The organism is Pseudomonas sp. GL-B-12 (assembly GCF_019955895.1).
Classification (GTDB): domain Bacteria; phylum Pseudomonadota; class Gammaproteobacteria; order Pseudomonadales; family Pseudomonadaceae; genus Aquipseudomonas.
In genome coordinates this window covers 169,756-183,856 of sequence record NZ_JAHBCX010000077.1, presented here as the reverse complement: position 1 = coordinate 183,856, position 14,101 = coordinate 169,756, and the positions used below count along the sequence as shown (strand labels likewise).

15 protein-coding genes are annotated in these 14,101 nt (G+C 61.6%); 1 reads left to right on the top strand and 14 read right to left on the bottom strand.

Annotated elements, in window-relative coordinates:
* Positions 1-89 precede the first annotated feature (89 nt).
* The 12 genes from KGA85_RS29415 to KGA85_RS29360 all read right to left on the bottom strand — a co-directional run bounded on the left by KGA85_RS29415 (position 90) and on the right by KGA85_RS29360 (position 11,629).
* Positions 90-680, bottom strand: a complete 591-nt coding sequence (locus KGA85_RS29415; RefSeq protein WP_223456169.1) for a nucleotidyltransferase family protein — start codon at positions 678-680, stop codon at positions 90-92.
* Positions 677-1,660: an XdhC family protein gene (locus KGA85_RS29410; RefSeq protein ID WP_223543592.1), complete on the bottom strand. Its 984-nt coding sequence runs from the start codon at positions 1,658-1,660 to the stop codon at positions 677-679. Before KGA85_RS29410 ends, KGA85_RS29415 begins: the two co-directional genes overlap by 4 nt.
* Positions 1,660-3,990 (bottom strand): xanthine dehydrogenase family protein molybdopterin-binding subunit, encoded by a 2,331-nt coding sequence (locus KGA85_RS29405; RefSeq protein ID WP_223543591.1) that lies wholly within the window; start codon positions 3,988-3,990, stop codon positions 1,660-1,662. The genes KGA85_RS29410 and KGA85_RS29405 overlap by 1 nt, the downstream gene beginning before the upstream one ends.
* Positions 3,987-4,457, bottom strand: coding sequence for a (2Fe-2S)-binding protein (locus KGA85_RS29400; RefSeq protein WP_008046998.1), 471 nt, complete (start codon positions 4,455-4,457; stop codon positions 3,987-3,989). Before KGA85_RS29400 ends, KGA85_RS29405 begins: the two co-directional genes overlap by 4 nt.
* A 317-nt stretch (positions 4,458-4,774) precedes the next feature.
* A complete protein-coding gene (gene murB / locus KGA85_RS29395; RefSeq protein WP_223533618.1) occupies positions 4,775-5,794 on the bottom strand; it encodes a UDP-N-acetylmuramate dehydrogenase in 1,020 nt (339 codons plus the stop codon).
* Positions 5,791-6,255: a low molecular weight protein-tyrosine-phosphatase gene (locus tag KGA85_RS29390; protein ID WP_223456164.1), complete on the bottom strand. Its 465-nt coding sequence runs from the start codon at positions 6,253-6,255 to the stop codon at positions 5,791-5,793. The genes murB and KGA85_RS29390 overlap by 4 nt, the downstream gene beginning before the upstream one ends.
* Positions 6,255-7,019, bottom strand: coding sequence for a 3-deoxy-manno-octulosonate cytidylyltransferase (gene kdsB / locus KGA85_RS29385; protein WP_223543590.1), 765 nt, complete (start codon positions 7,017-7,019; stop codon positions 6,255-6,257). Before kdsB ends, KGA85_RS29390 begins: the two co-directional genes overlap by 1 nt.
* Entirely contained in the window at positions 7,016-7,201 is a 186-nt protein-coding gene (locus KGA85_RS29380) for a Trm112 family protein (RefSeq protein WP_003179363.1), read from the bottom strand. The genes kdsB and KGA85_RS29380 overlap by 4 nt, the downstream gene beginning before the upstream one ends.
* A gap of 24 nt (positions 7,202-7,225) precedes the next feature.
* Positions 7,226-8,236, bottom strand: a complete 1,011-nt coding sequence (gene lpxK, locus KGA85_RS29375; RefSeq protein WP_223543589.1) for a tetraacyldisaccharide 4'-kinase — start codon at positions 8,234-8,236, stop codon at positions 7,226-7,228.
* Positions 8,236-8,664, bottom strand: coding sequence for an ExbD/TolR family protein (locus tag KGA85_RS29370; RefSeq protein WP_046037486.1), 429 nt, complete (start codon positions 8,662-8,664; stop codon positions 8,236-8,238). Before KGA85_RS29370 ends, lpxK begins: the two co-directional genes overlap by 1 nt.
* Positions 8,661-9,296, bottom strand: coding sequence for a MotA/TolQ/ExbB proton channel family protein (locus KGA85_RS29365; RefSeq protein WP_150754005.1), 636 nt, complete (start codon positions 9,294-9,296; stop codon positions 8,661-8,663). Before KGA85_RS29365 ends, KGA85_RS29370 begins: the two co-directional genes overlap by 4 nt.
* Positions 9,297-9,394: 98 nt before the next feature.
* Positions 9,395-11,629, bottom strand: coding sequence for a DNA internalization-related competence protein ComEC/Rec2 (locus KGA85_RS29360; protein WP_223543588.1), 2,235 nt, complete (start codon positions 11,627-11,629; stop codon positions 9,395-9,397).
* A gap of 134 nt (positions 11,630-11,763) precedes the next feature.
* On the opposite strand from KGA85_RS29360, the gene KGA85_RS29355 reads away from it, so the two are divergent.
* On the top strand, positions 11,764-12,279 hold the full coding sequence (locus tag KGA85_RS29355) for a DUF2062 domain-containing protein (protein WP_223456159.1): 516 nt from the start codon (positions 11,764-11,766) through the stop codon (positions 12,277-12,279).
* Between the two features lie 98 nt (positions 12,280-12,377).
* Here KGA85_RS29355 and KGA85_RS29350 read toward each other — a convergent pair whose 3' ends face one another.
* Both KGA85_RS29350 and KGA85_RS29345 read right to left on the bottom strand, forming a co-directional pair.
* Positions 12,378-13,157, bottom strand: coding sequence for an ABC transporter permease (locus KGA85_RS29350; RefSeq protein WP_046037490.1), 780 nt, complete (start codon positions 13,155-13,157; stop codon positions 12,378-12,380).
* A complete protein-coding gene (locus KGA85_RS29345; RefSeq protein ID WP_223534354.1) occupies positions 13,154-14,086 on the bottom strand; it encodes an ABC transporter ATP-binding protein in 933 nt (310 codons plus the stop codon). Before KGA85_RS29345 ends, KGA85_RS29350 begins: the two co-directional genes overlap by 4 nt.
* Positions 14,087-14,101: the final 15 nt, after the last annotated feature.

Genomic DNA, 14,101 nt, shown 5'->3' with positions numbered 1-14,101 from the left:
CGCGAAGGCGGTGGATCATCCAACATCTCAGTTGACTGCCAAGCCGCCTTCGCGAGCAAGCCCGCTCCCACAGGGGATCACCTCCGGAACTACTTGAAGACCAATGCCTCAGGCACATCCACATCCCACAACACACCGGGATCATCCACGGTCACTTCAACCACCCGCCCTTGGGCGAACAGCGGTTTGGCGCCACGATCCCCCGATAACGCCATCAACCCCGCTGCGAAGTCTCGTCCGAACCCGACCGGATGCCCGTATTCACCGCCCTGCACGGGCACGCTGATACGGTCATCGCCAATACCCGCCACCACTTGTTCGATACTGGATGGCAGGATGAACGGCATATCCCCCAGCACCATCAGCCAGCCATCGAGTTGCTTGCAGGCAACGACTCCCGCAGCAATGCTGTCGCCCATTCCCGTCGATTCGATCAGTTCAATCTCGCAGCCATAGGCCTGAGCCATGCGAATCACTTGCGGGCGGTCAGCAGTGGTCACCAGCACGCGTTTGTCCAGCGCCGCCGGCAGGTTGACCAACGTGTGCTCGATGACGGACCGCACCACGCCGTCACGCCCAGTGCAATCGGCCACCAATTTATCCTTTTCGGCGCCCGCAACCTCACGAAACCGGCTGCCCTGCCCCGCCGCCAGTACGACGACGCCAATGGACTCGCTCATACGCTCTCCCGCAAGACTTTCTTCTGCTTCAGTTCGACGCCATTTTTGACTGCCACGATTTCCGCCATGAGCGACAAGGCAATTTCCGCTGGATTATGACTGCCAATGTGCAAACCGATCGGACCATGCAAGCGGTCAATCGCCGATTGCGACAAACCCAGTTGAACCAGGTTTTCCCGGCGCTTCTGGCTGTTGACCCGCGATCCCAGCGCCCCGACGTAAAAAGCCCGGGAATCCAGGGCTGTGAGCAGTGCCATGTCGTCCAGACGCGGATCATGGGTCAAGGCCACGATGGCCGTGCGTTCATCGGTCTGGATATTCAATACCGCCTCATCCGGCATGCCAGAAACGAATCTTCCGTGCTGCTCCTCCCAGCCATAGACGAACTCGCTACGCGGATCGCAAATCAGTACCTCGAAATCCAGCAGCCGGGCCATTTCCGCCACATAGCGCGACAGCTGCCCCGCGCCGATCAGCAGCAAGCGCCAGCGCGGGCCATAGATCGCCCGCAAGGTCTGTCCGTCGAAGGTCAACACATCAGCTTTATTGGCCGGCTGCAAAAGCACTTCGCCGGTGGCCAGGTTCAGTTCACGCGCAACGATTTCATGGGCCTCGCATCGGGCGAGCAATTGCTCGACCCAATCCCCATCGTCGATACGCTCCTCGGTCAAGCGCAAGGTGCCACCGCAGGGCAAGCCGAAACGTGCGGCTTCCTCGCGGGTCACGCCATACGTGATCAGTTGCACCGATGGCCCATCAAGCGCAAGGCGCCCGTCGTGCAGCCGGGCGATCAGGTCATCTTCGACACATCCGCCGGAGACCGAACCAATCACCATGCCGTCCTCGCGCAAGGCGAGCATGGCGCCGGGTGCCCGGGGCGCAGTGCCCCAGGTCTCGACAACGCTGTACAACACCACCTGCTGACCGGCGCGATGCCATTGCAACACGCTGCGCAGGACGTTCAGATCGGCGCTGTCCATCAGGCGCCCGCCTTCTGCCAGCCCGACAGCTGATAACGAACCGGCAGGTTGCGGATGCGTTTGCCGGTGGCAGCAAAGATCGCATTGCACAGTGCCGGCGCAATCGGTGGCACGCCCGGCTCACCCACACCGCCCAATGGGACGTTGCCCGACGGCGTCACCAGATGCACTGCCACTTCTTTTGGCGCCAGAGACATGCGCGCCACCTCGTACATGTGGAAGTTATCCTGCTGCACTTTACCGTCCTTGAAGCTGATTTCCCCCAGCACCGCATTACCCAGGCCCATGACACAGGCACCTTCGAATTGCGCGCGAATCCGCTCGGGGTTGATCTGTGGTCCGCAATCGACGGCGATGTCGGCCTTGTGCACCACCAGTGTGCCGTCGTCTTTGACCTCCACCTCGATCACCGCCGCCACATACGTCACGAAGCTGTAATGCACCGCCAGGCCCAGGCCGCGACCCTTGGGCAACTCACGCCCCCAACCGGCGGCTTTGGCGGCGGTCTCCAGTACCGTGCGCAGGCGCGCGGTGTCGATCGGATAACGCTCGGGGGATTCACCGTAGTTCCACTCTTCACTCAAGGTGCGCGGATCGATCTGACGGTCCGGGCCGAGCAATCTGATCTGGTACTTGAGTGGATCCTGCCCGGCCTTATGCGCCAGCTCATCGATAAAGCTCTGGATCGCGAAGCCATGGGGAATGTTCGACACCGAGCGATACCACCCCACCCGGGTATGCACCGTTGCCTCGGGGTTTTCCAGGCGAATGTTGGGGATCGCATACGCCATGTTTGTGAAGCCCATGCCCAGTTCGAACGCCGCCTCATGGTTCATGCCCGGCGCAAACAACGCGGTGATGCTCGGCGCCACCGTACGGTGCAACCAGCCGGACGGCAGGCCATCCTTGTTCAGGCTGGCCTTGAGGTATTCGGCCGACACGGTGTGGAAGTAGGAACAGTGAATGTCGTCTTCGCGGGTCCATTGCACCCGCACCGCTTTGCCGGGGAATTCCTTGGCGAGGATAGCAGCCTCGATGATGAAGTCAGGCTTGGACTTGCGCCCGAACCCGCCCCCGAGCAGGGTCACGTTGAATGTGACCTTGTCGAACGGCAGGCCCAGGCGTTCACCGATCCGTTCCCGGGTGACCTGCGGCGCCTGGCTTGGCCCCCAGGCTTCGCAGGCACCGTCCTTGAACCGCGCAATGGCGACCATCGGTTCCATCGGCGACTGTGACAAATGCGGCAAGTAGTAGGAGGCTTCCAGCGTGCTATCGGCGCTGGCCATGGCCTTTTCGAGGTTGCCGGTATTGCGCACCACCTTGCCGGGCTTGAGCGAGGCCGCTTCAAGTTCCTTGCGATAGGCGATCGAGTCGTAGCTGGCGTTGGGGCCGTCGTCCCACTCGATTTTCAGTGCCTCACGGCCCTTGATCGCTGCCCAGGTATTGCTCGCCACCACGGCGATGCCGCCCAGGGGCTGGAACTCCGAGGGCAAAGGCCGGCTTTCGATCTGTACCACTTTGACCACGCCGGGGACTTTCATCGCCGCGCTGCCATCAAAGCTTTTGACTTTGCCGCCATACACCGTGGGCCGCGCAATGGTCGCGTACAGCATGCCGTCGAAATGCACGTCGGCGCCGTACACCGCACGGCCGTTGACGATGTCCTCCCCATCGATGGCCTTGGTGCCTTCCTTGCCGATGTAACGGAACTCAGCGGGTTGTTTGAGCTTCAGGCTGTCGCGGGCCGGAACCGGCAACGCGCCTGCGGCGGAGGCCAGGGCGCCATATCCGATTTCGCGGCCAGAAGGCTCATGGACGACCTTGTGCAGTTGCGCGTGACACTCACCGACCGGCACTTTCCATTGTGCGGCAGCGGCCTGTTCGAGCATGGTCCGCGCGGCAGCACCGCAGCGGCGCATCGGCTCGTACCAGTGACGCATGCTGCGCGAGCCGTCGGTGTCCTGGTTGCCGAAGCGCATTTCATCGCCGGGGGCCTGCTGCACCTTGACCATCGCCCAGTCGGCTTCCAGTTCATCGGCCACCACCATGGTCAAACTGGTGCGTACGCCCTGGCCCATCTCCGAGCGGTTGCAGATCACGGTCACCGTGCCATCCGCGGCGATGCTCACATAGACTTTCGGATCATCGACCCAGCCGTGGGGCATGCCGTCGGCACCGAACTTCTTGTCTTTTTCTCCAGCAAAAGCGTCTTGCCAGCCCCAACTCGCCGCCAATACCAGCGCACTGGTGGCACCCACCCCTTTCAGAAAGCCACGGCGACTGAGCTGGCTCAGATTGCTCAGGGCGAAATCATTCGGTAAGCGGCTCATGCCTTGGCCTCCTTCAGGTGGGTGGAGGCCTGGCGGATCGCGGTCTTGATGCGGTTGTAGGTGCCGCAGCGGCAGATGTTGCCGACCATCGCCTCTTCAATCTGCTCGTCGCTCGGGTTCGGATTGGTCTTGAGCAGCGCCGTTGCCGACATGATCTGCCCGCCCTGGCAGAAACCGCATTGGGCGACCGCCGTGTCGAGCCAGGCTTGCTGCACGACTTTGCCGATCGGATCGGCGTGCAGGTTGTCGATGGTGCTGACATTCTGTCCGACCACTGAACCGATCGGCGTGATGCAACTGCGTGCCGGAGCCCCTTCGATATGAATGGTGCAGGCCCCGCACAGGCCCATGCCGCAGCCGAACTTGGTGCCGTTGTAACCGGCCACGTCGCGGATCGCCCAGAGCAGCGGCATGTCCTCGGTGACGTCGAGTTGATGGTCTTGACCATTGAGTTTCAGGGTAATCATGGGCACGCCCGCATAGATCTTGAGTTATGGGGTCGAGCAATCTGCCGCTGGATCTCGGTGGGTCGCACGCAGATCGACTCAGGCTAATGGGCTCTCTTATGCGGACGCAGACGTCTGCACCGGGCCTTTGGTGGAGCAAGAGTGTGCATCGTTAGCTGACTAAGTTAACCGAGCATTAACAAAAAAAAACCCTGCTGAGACAGGGTTTTTTAGCTGCGAGCTTTAAGCTGCAAGCTTCAAGTAGAAGCAAAACAGCAAAGGCCTGGATTTGAGAATTGTAGCTTGCCGCTTGAAGCTTGTAGCTGGCGGCTGCTTCATCAATACCGGTTCGGCTCCATTTCCAGATCGACATGGAAACGCTCGAAAATGTCTTTCTGGATGCGCTGCGCCAGGTTCAGCAATTGCAGGCCCGTCGCGCCGCCATAGTTGACCAGCACCAGCGCCTGCAATTTATGCACGCCAGCGTCAGCCTCACGAAAACCCTTCCACCCTGCCCGCTCGATCAACCAACCGGCGGCCAGCTTCATCTGCCCGTCGGGTTGCGCATAGGCCACCAGGTCCGGGTATTCGCCCTTGAGCCGCGCAGCCAGCGCCGCCGACACCAAAGGGTTCTTGAAGAAGCTGCCGGCATTGCCGAGTACGGCCGGGTCCGGGAGTTTTTCGTTGCGGATGCTGCAAATGGCCTGGCTGACATCGCTGGCGGTCGGATGCTCGATGCCCTGTTCGGTCAGGCGCTGACGCACCGGGCCGTATTCCAGGTGCAGATGCGCGGCGCGGTCGAGGGCGAAGCGCACACGCAGGATCAACCAACGCCCCGGCTCCTGCTTGAACAGGCTGTCGCGGTAAGCGAAGTTGCACTCTTGCAATGTGAAGTCGCGCAGTTCACCGGTCTGGCGATCGAGGGCGGTCAGGCCGGCGAACACGTCCTTGATCTCGACGCCATAAGCGCCGATGTTCTGCATCGGTGCCGCACCGACAGTGCCGGGAATCAGGCTGAGGTTTTCCAGGCCGGACAGCCCCAGGGACAGTGTGTGTTGCACAAAGGGATGCCAGGGCTCACCGGCCTCGGCCTCGATCACCACTTTGCTGCCGTCATCGCTCAACACGCGAGTCCCGCGGGTGGCCATGCGCAGCACCAGCGAATCGATATCCGCCGTCAGCAGCAGATTGCTGCCGCCGCCGATCACCAGCACCGGCACCTCGTGTTCCAGCCCATAGGCCAGGGCTTCGCGCACATCGGCGTCGCTATGGGCCTCGGCAAACAACCGGGCCTGGACATCCACGCCAAAGCTGTTGAATGGCTTGAGCGAAACCTGCGATTGAACCTGCAAACTCATAACCGTCCCTTCAATTCGATCACCAGCAAATCACTGGCGCGCTCAATCAGGTCCAACACCTGTTCGAAGCCTTGGTCGCCGTCGTAATACGGGTCCGGGACCTCATCGACGTCCGACTGATAGCGACGCAGGAACAGATCCAACTCGGCCTTGCCCTTGGCCGGTTGCAAGGCCTTGAGGTTGCGCAGATTGCTGTTGTCCATCGCCAGGATCAGGTCGTAGGTGGCGAAATCGGCGCGGGAGACTTGCCGGGCGCGCTGGGCGGACAAGTCATAACCGCGCAGCTTCGCCGCGGCCTGACTGCGTTTGTCCGGCGGCTTGCCGACATGCCAGTCACCGGTGCCTGCGGAGGCCACTTCAACCTGATCGGCCAAGCCGGTCTCGCGCAACTTATGCCGCAGCACGCCTTCTGCCGTGGGAGAGCGGCAGATATTGCCCAGGCAGACAAACAGAACCCGCATCACTTCTCCAGCAGGCGACGAACGCGCTCTAGGTCTTCAACGGTATCGACACCGGCTGGCGGCGCGATCAGTGCGTCGGCCACATGGATCCGCACGCCATGCCACAGGGCACGCAGCTGTTCCAGGCACTCGGTGTTTTCCAGCCAGCATGGACCCCAGCTGACGAAGTCCTGCAGGAAACCGGCGCGGTAGGCATAAATGCCGATATGGCGGCGATACGGCACACCTTCGGGCAACTGCTCAGGGTTCACGGCGAATGCATCCCGCGCCCAGGGCAAGGTGGAACGGCTGAACGTCAGCGCCAGGCCATTGAGGTCGCTGACGACCTTGACCACGTTGGGATTGAACAGGGTGCCCGCGTCTTCGATCGGCTCGGCCAGGGTGGCCATGCGCGCTTCGGCGTGGGCCGCCAGGTTGGCGGCCACCTGATCGATCACGCTCGGCGGGATCAGCGGTTCGTCGCCCTGGACGTTGACCACGATGGCGTCGGGCGCCAGGCCCAGCTTCAGCGCGACTTCGGCCAGGCGATCGGTGCCGGAGTTGTGATCTTCACGGGTCAGTACCACTTCGGCACCAAAGCCTTTGCAGGCCTCGACGATGCGCGCGTCGTCGGTGGCCACCACCACCCGTTCGGCGCTGCTTTTGCTTGCCTGTTCCCAGACGTGCTGGATCATCGGTTTGCCGGCGATCAGCAGCATCGGCTTGCCCGGCAGGCGGGTGGAGGCGTAACGCGATGGAATGACGACGGTAAAGGCTGTGGTCATTTATCCAGGCGCTCGTCGGTGGTCAGGGTGCGCGCTTCGGATTCGAGCATCACCGGGATGCCGTCGCGAATCGGGTAGGCCAGGCCTGCACCCTTGCTGATCAGCTCGGTCTTGTCGGCGCTGAGCTTGAGCGGGCCTTTGCAGACTGGGCAAGCGAGGATATCGAGCAATTTGGTGTCCATGAGCATTCCCTGGAAAAAACGGAGTTAAGGCAACAAACGAGCCGGCAGCAGGCGCATCAGCTGTGTGTCGAACCAGGCCACGAAGGCCGGCGACGGCACGGCATCGACCGCCAGGTACCACCAATCGGCGGTGGCAAAGGCACGGCATTTCACCGCGTCCTTTTCCGTCATCACCAACGGCAATGACGGCGTGAAATTCAACGTCTCCACGCTGTATTCGGCGTGGTCGGCAAACGCATGTGGAACCGGCTGCCAGTGTAGCGTTTCGAGGGTCTTGAAGAAACGTTGCGGATTGCCGATGCCGGCCACCGCGTGCAGGGCCTGGCCGCTGGGGAAGTGGTCGAGGGGACGCCGTTCGCCGCTGCGCAGGTTGACCAGCGCGGTAGGTTGCAATTGAAAGGCAAATCCATCATCGCGGTCAGCCACGGCACCGTTGTAGAGGACCGCGTCGACGCTTTGCAGGCGCTCGACCGGCTCACGCAATGGCCCGGCAGGCAGGCAACGGCGGTTGCCCAGGCCACGGGCGGCATCGATCAGCACCAGTTCCAGGTCGCGGGCCAGACGGTAGTGCTGCATGCCGTCGTCGGACAGGATCAGGTCCAGTGGTTCACTGGCCAGCAAGGCTTTGACGGCGTTGCTGCGATTGGGATCGATCATCACCGGCACGCCCGTGCGCTGGACGATCAGCAACGGCTCGTCACCGGCGACGTCGGCGCCCTGTTCGACCTCGACCCGCCACGGCAACTGCGGCGGTTTGGCGCCGTAGCCGCGGCTGACCACGCCGACCCGCAGGCCGCTGCGCTGACAATGCTCGATCATCCACAGAATCAGCGGGGTCTTGCCGGTGCCACCCACGGTGATGTTGCCGACCACGATCAGTGGCACCGGCGGCTGATAGATCTCGCCCTCACCCGCCAGAAAGCGTTTGCGCTTGTTCATGACCACGCGCCGGTACAGCCATTCCAATGGCTGCAACAGCTTCAGGGCCGGATGACCTGCGTACCACGCGGCGAGCAATCGATCGGACATGGCCATCAGGGCGCGGGGGGCGCCGCCTCGATAGTGGTCATGCGCAAATGACTGAAGCCGAGTTTGCCGGCCGCATCCATGGCAGTCACCACGGACTGATGCTGAGTCTTGCCGTCAGCGCTGATGGACAGCGGCCGGTTGGTGTCGCCATTGGCTTCTTTTTGCAGCGCGTCCATCAGCGAAGCCAGGTCGCTTTTCGGCAAAATCTGATTGTTCACCGAAAACACGCCGTCGGCGCTGATGGCGATGTCCAAAGGCTTGCTCTGATCGTCGGCCGGCGTGCCACTGACCGCTTCCGGCAGATCGACGCGCAACTGGGTTTCACGGGTGAAGGTGGTGGTCACGACAAAAAACAGCAGCAGGATGAACACCACGTCGATCAGCGACGCGAGGTTGATGTCCACCGTTTCCCGTGGTTTGCGGCGGAATTTCACGCTTTGCTCCCGGTCAGGTCCACATCGCGATCGCCCTGCACCACTTCGACCAGCTTGATCGCTTCCTGCTCCATGCCCACCACCAGCTCATCGATCCGGCGTTGCAGGAAACGGTGGAAGAACACCGCGGGGATACCCACCATCAGGCCCGCAGCCGTGGTGATCAGGGCCTTGGAAATACCACCGGCCAGTACCGAGGCGTTGGTGGTCATGCCATTGCCTGTGAACGCACTGAAAATATCGATCATGCCCAGCACCGTACCCAGCAGGCCCAGCAACGGCGCCATGGCAGCGATAGTGCCGAGGGCGGCGACGTAGCGTTCGAGCTCATGGATGACCCGTTGTGCGGCCTCTTCGATGCACTCTTTCATGATCTCGCGACCATGCCTGGAGTTGGCCAGGCCGGCCGCCAGGATCTCGCCCAACGGGGAGTTGGCGCGCAGTTCCTTGAGTTTTTCCTTATTGAGCTGTTTGTCCTTGATCCAGACCCAGACCTGCCCGAGCAAGTGCTCCGGGGTCACGCGGCTGGCTCGCAGGGTCCAGAGGCGTTCGGCGACGATCGCCATTGCCGCGATGGAACTCAGAATGATCGGCAACATCATCCAGCCGCCGGATTTGACCAATTCCCACACAGTGACAGCCCCCTCGAAAAAGTGCGCCACTCTAACATAGGGGGTGCAAGCACCGAAGACCGTGATGTCGCATCCGGTCGGGCTTTGATAACGCTCGGTTATGGGTTCAAGGGCGGCGGATCGCGCCAGAAACGCCGTTCCTGACGCATTGACCACGGCGGCTCGAAGCGTCCCAGTTGCAGACGAATGGCACCGTGTTCGGCGCTGTCGTAGATCGCCATTCCACGTTTTTGATACCGCGCGATGACCGTCGCATGCGGATGGCCAAACGAATTGCCCTGCCCGCGGGAGATCAGCGCACCTTTAGGTTGCAGGACATCCAATAGGGCATTGGATGACGAACTGCGACTGCCGTGGTGTGGCGCCTGCAGCCAATCGGTGGGCAGGGCCAACGGACTGTCCAGCAGGGCTCTCTCGGCGGCGGCATCGATGTCGCCACTCAACAGCAACCGTTCACCATTGGCCTCAATCAGCAAGACACAGGAATTCTGGTTACTGTCGCCGGCCAATGGCCAGTGCCAAAGCTGGAAATCGACTTCATCCCAGGTCCATTGCCGACCGCTCTCACACTTCTCGGCCTGCAACTCCACAGGCAAGTCTGACGGTTCACCACTGACCACCTGTTTCACCGGCAAGCCCTTGGCAATCGCCGGGGCACCGCCGGCATGATCGGCATGGGCGTGGCTGATCAGCATCAGATCGAGCCCCTTCACCCCCAGTTTGCGCAAGGCCGGCAGCACCACCCGTTCCCCCTGGTCGAGTTCACCGAAACGCGGTCCGGCGTCATACAGCAACGTGTGATGCCGAGTGCGCACCAGGATTGCCAGACCCTGACCGACATCCAGTTGCCAGACTTCGGCCATGCCTTCCTGCAACATCGGCCTGGGCGAAAAAACCAGCATCAACAGCATGGGCCACCCTAACGGGCGCATCGGTACGCCTCGCGGCAGCAATAGCAAGAAGACGCCAATGGCACCAATTACCCAGGCCCATAGCGGGACTGCCGCAGGCACCCACGCGGGAACCTCGCCGGAGACGAGCCCCAATCCCCTGAACCACCCGTCGATCAGGCCGCCAGCCAGCCACAGCAATTTCTCACCCACGTAAGGCACCGGCAGCAACAGCGTCCCGAGCAACGCTGGTGGCAGTACCACCAGACTGATCCAGGGCACCGCGAACAAATTGGCCAGCGGCCCACTGAGACTGATTGGCAACCCCAAAACCAGTAACAACGGGAACAGCCCGATTGCAATCAGCCACTGGGCACGGGTCCAGGTCTGCCACCAATGCCACGGTCCCAAACGTCCGCCGAAGGTCAATATCAAGACTGCCACGGCCGCGAAAGACAACCAGAAACCAGGCTGAAGACTCGCCAGCGGCTCCAGCAGCAAAATGCCGCTGAGTGCCAACAACAGTGGCCACCATGCACCGAGATGACGGAACCGTAGACGCCACAACAACACCATTGCAATCATCAGGCAGGCCCGCCGCACCGGCACCTCGAAGCCGGCCAGCATCCCGTAACCGAGCGCAGCGGCGAATGCCAGGCCACACGCCCAGGGCAACCATGGCAGACGGTTCGGCCATAGCCCAAAGCGGGCCAGGCCGGCGATCAGCAGATACACGACTCCCGCCAGCAATCCGATGTGCTGCCCGGATATCACCAACAGATGCACCGTGCCGGTGTCCTGCAATACCTGCCAGTCTTCGCGACTCAGCCCGGCACCGTCCCCGAGCACCAACGCCGTCAACGCGCCGCTTCGCCCCTGGGCATCCACCGCCAGCAAACGCTGACGGATTGCATCACGCCAGGCCCATTGGGCTGGCGCAAGGCGCTCGCCCTCCTTGACCGTCCCGGTCGCGCCGATGCGTTGTGCCAGCAACCAGGCCTGGTAATCGAAGGCCTGCGGATTGAGGAGCCCGACCGGGCGCTTCAATTTGACGGCCAGACGCCAGCGTTCGCCACTGTTCACCGGCGGCCCGCCATACCAGGCCAGACGCATTTGCCGCGGCAGCCGGGTACGTCGGGACTGGATGTCGGTCAATTCGAAACGCACGACACCGTCGTCATGCCGGGGCAAGCCTGTGACCCGCCCTTCGACCCAACGGGTTTCTCCGTCCAGCGTCGGCGGCAACCGGTCATCCAGCGCCCACTGCGCATTCGCACAGGCCCAACTCAAACCGAACAGGTAAAACGCCACCGGATAGGTCCTGAACGGCAGCAACATCAAACCCGCCACCGGCATCGCCAGCCACAACCAGACCGGCGGCAATGCCGGTAAAAAACGCAGGGTCAGCAGACCCAACGCCAGCGCCGTCATCCCTGTGCGCATAAGCCCGTCCTTGAGAGTACCCTCAAGGCTTAGCCCGCCCGTCGCATGGGCGTCGTCAATAATTGTCACAAAGTCTGAATGGGCAGCTCATAGAATCCAGACATACTTGCCGCCCTGACCGACCGAGAAGCCTTATGCCCCGGCGCTTATTCAAACGTTACATGCCAGACCCGATGAGCATCAGGGAACACAAGTCCTTACGCTTTCTCGGCACGCTGTTGCATGACCCGAACCTGTGGCACCTCAACCGCCACTCCGTTGCCCGCGCCATGGCGGTGGGGCTGTTCGCCGCGTTCCTGCCGATCCCGCTGCAGATGCTGCTGGCGGCCATCCTCGCCATCATCGTGCGCGGCAACATGCCGATTGCCGTGAGCCTGGTCTGGCTGACCAACCCGATCACCATGCCCGCGGTGTTCTTCTGCACCTACCAGGCCGGCGCCTGGCTGATGGACGTTCCCGCCCGGCAGTTGCCGGACTCACTGACCTGGGAATGGATCAGGGGCGAAATCTCGACCTTGTGGCAACCGTTTCTGCTGGGTTCGGTGGTGACCGGGCTGGTGCTCGGGGCGCTGGCTTACTTCCTGGTGATGATGTATTGGCGCTGGTGGGTGGCGCGGCAATGGAAGCGGCGCAAGAAGAGCCGGATGTGAGAATGCAAAACGGCCTCCACTTGGGAGGCCGTTTTTTTGCAGTGTCTGAACTAAAGCTATCGCGAGCAGGCTCGCGATTGAAAGCGACGCGGTATCCCTCAGGTACGCATCCCGCGCCCGCTGACCAGCAACCGCGCACTACCGAGATACAGCACCGCGGTCGCGACCAGCATAAAGGCGATGGCCACGCTGATGCGGATATCCGATACACCGAGGATGCCGTAACGGAATGCGTTGACCATGTGCAGCACCGGGTTGGCCAGGGATACGGTCTGCCAGAACGGCGGCAGCAAGGTGATCGAGTAGAAGACCCCGCCCAGGTAGGTCAGTGGCGTCAGCACGAAAGTCGGGATAATCGAAATGTCATCGAAGTTGCGCGCAAACACGGCGTTGATGAAGCCCAGCAGCGAGAAGATCGTCGCGGTCAACACCACCACCAGAATGGTCACGCCCAAGTGATGCACCTGCAAATGGGTGAAGAACAGCGACAGCAGGGTCACGATGATCCCCACCATCAACCCGCGCAGCACGCCACCCAGGGTGTAGCCGATCAGAATGGTGTGCGGCGACAGCGGCGAGACCATCAGTTCTTCAATGGAACGCTGGAACTTGCTGCCGAAGAAACTCGACACCACGTTTCCGTAGGAGTTGGTGATCACCGACATCATGATCAGCCCCGGCACGATGTACTCCATGTAAGTGAAGCCACCCATGTCGCCGATTTGCCGACCGATCAGATTACCGAAGATCACGAAGTACAGGACCATGGTAATGGCCGGCGGCAGCAAGGTCTGCGGCCAGATCCGGGTGAAACGCCGGACTTCACGGTAAACGATGGTGTTGAGTGCTACGAGGTTGGGGCGCAGTTCGGAACTCATACCGCCACCTTCGACAGATTTTTCTCCACCAGGGACACGAACAACTCCTCGAGGCGATTGGTTTTGTTACGCAGGCTCAGCACTTCGATGTTCTGCTGCGCCAACTGGGTGAACAGCGCGGTGATGCCCATGGACTTGTCCACCTGGACTTCCAGGGTGTGACTATCGACCAGTCTGGCCGGGTAGCCGATCAACTGAGGCGCCACTTGCAACGTGTTCTTCATATCCAGCAGGAACGTTTCCACATGCAATTGGCTGAGCAACTGCTTCATGCTGGTGTTCTCGACGATGGTGCCGTGGTCGATGATGCCGATGTTGCGGCACAACTGTTCAGCCTCTTCCAGGTAGTGGGTGGTGAGGATGATGGTGATGCCTTTCTGGTTCAGCTCGGTGAGGAAGCTCCACATCGAGCGACGCAGTTCGATGTCCACCCCGGCAGTCGGTTCGTCGAGGATCAGCAGGCGCGGTTCATGAACCAGCGCGCGGGCGATCATCAGGCGACGCTTCATGCCGCCGGACAGCGAGCGCGACGGCACGTCCTTCTTGTCCCACAGGCCCAGCTGGGTCAGGTACTGTTCGGCGCGCTCCTTGGCGATTTTCGCCGGGATGCCGTAGTAGCCGGCCTGGGTCACGACGATGTCGAAGGTCTTTTCGAACTGGTTGAAGTTGAATTCCTGAGGCACCACGCCGATGGAGCGCTTGAGCTGCGCAGGATTCCTGTCCAGGTCGTGACCGAAGATATTCACCGTGCCGCTGGTCTTGTTCACCAGGGTCGAGAGAATGCCGATGGTCGTGGACTTGCCGGCGCCGTTCGGGCCGAGTAAGGCGAAAAAGTCACCTTCGGCGACATCCAGATCGATACCACTCAGGGCCTGGAAACCGTTGCCGTAGGTTTTGGTTAGCTGCCGGATGGACAGAGCGGAACTCATATCTGATTTACGCAC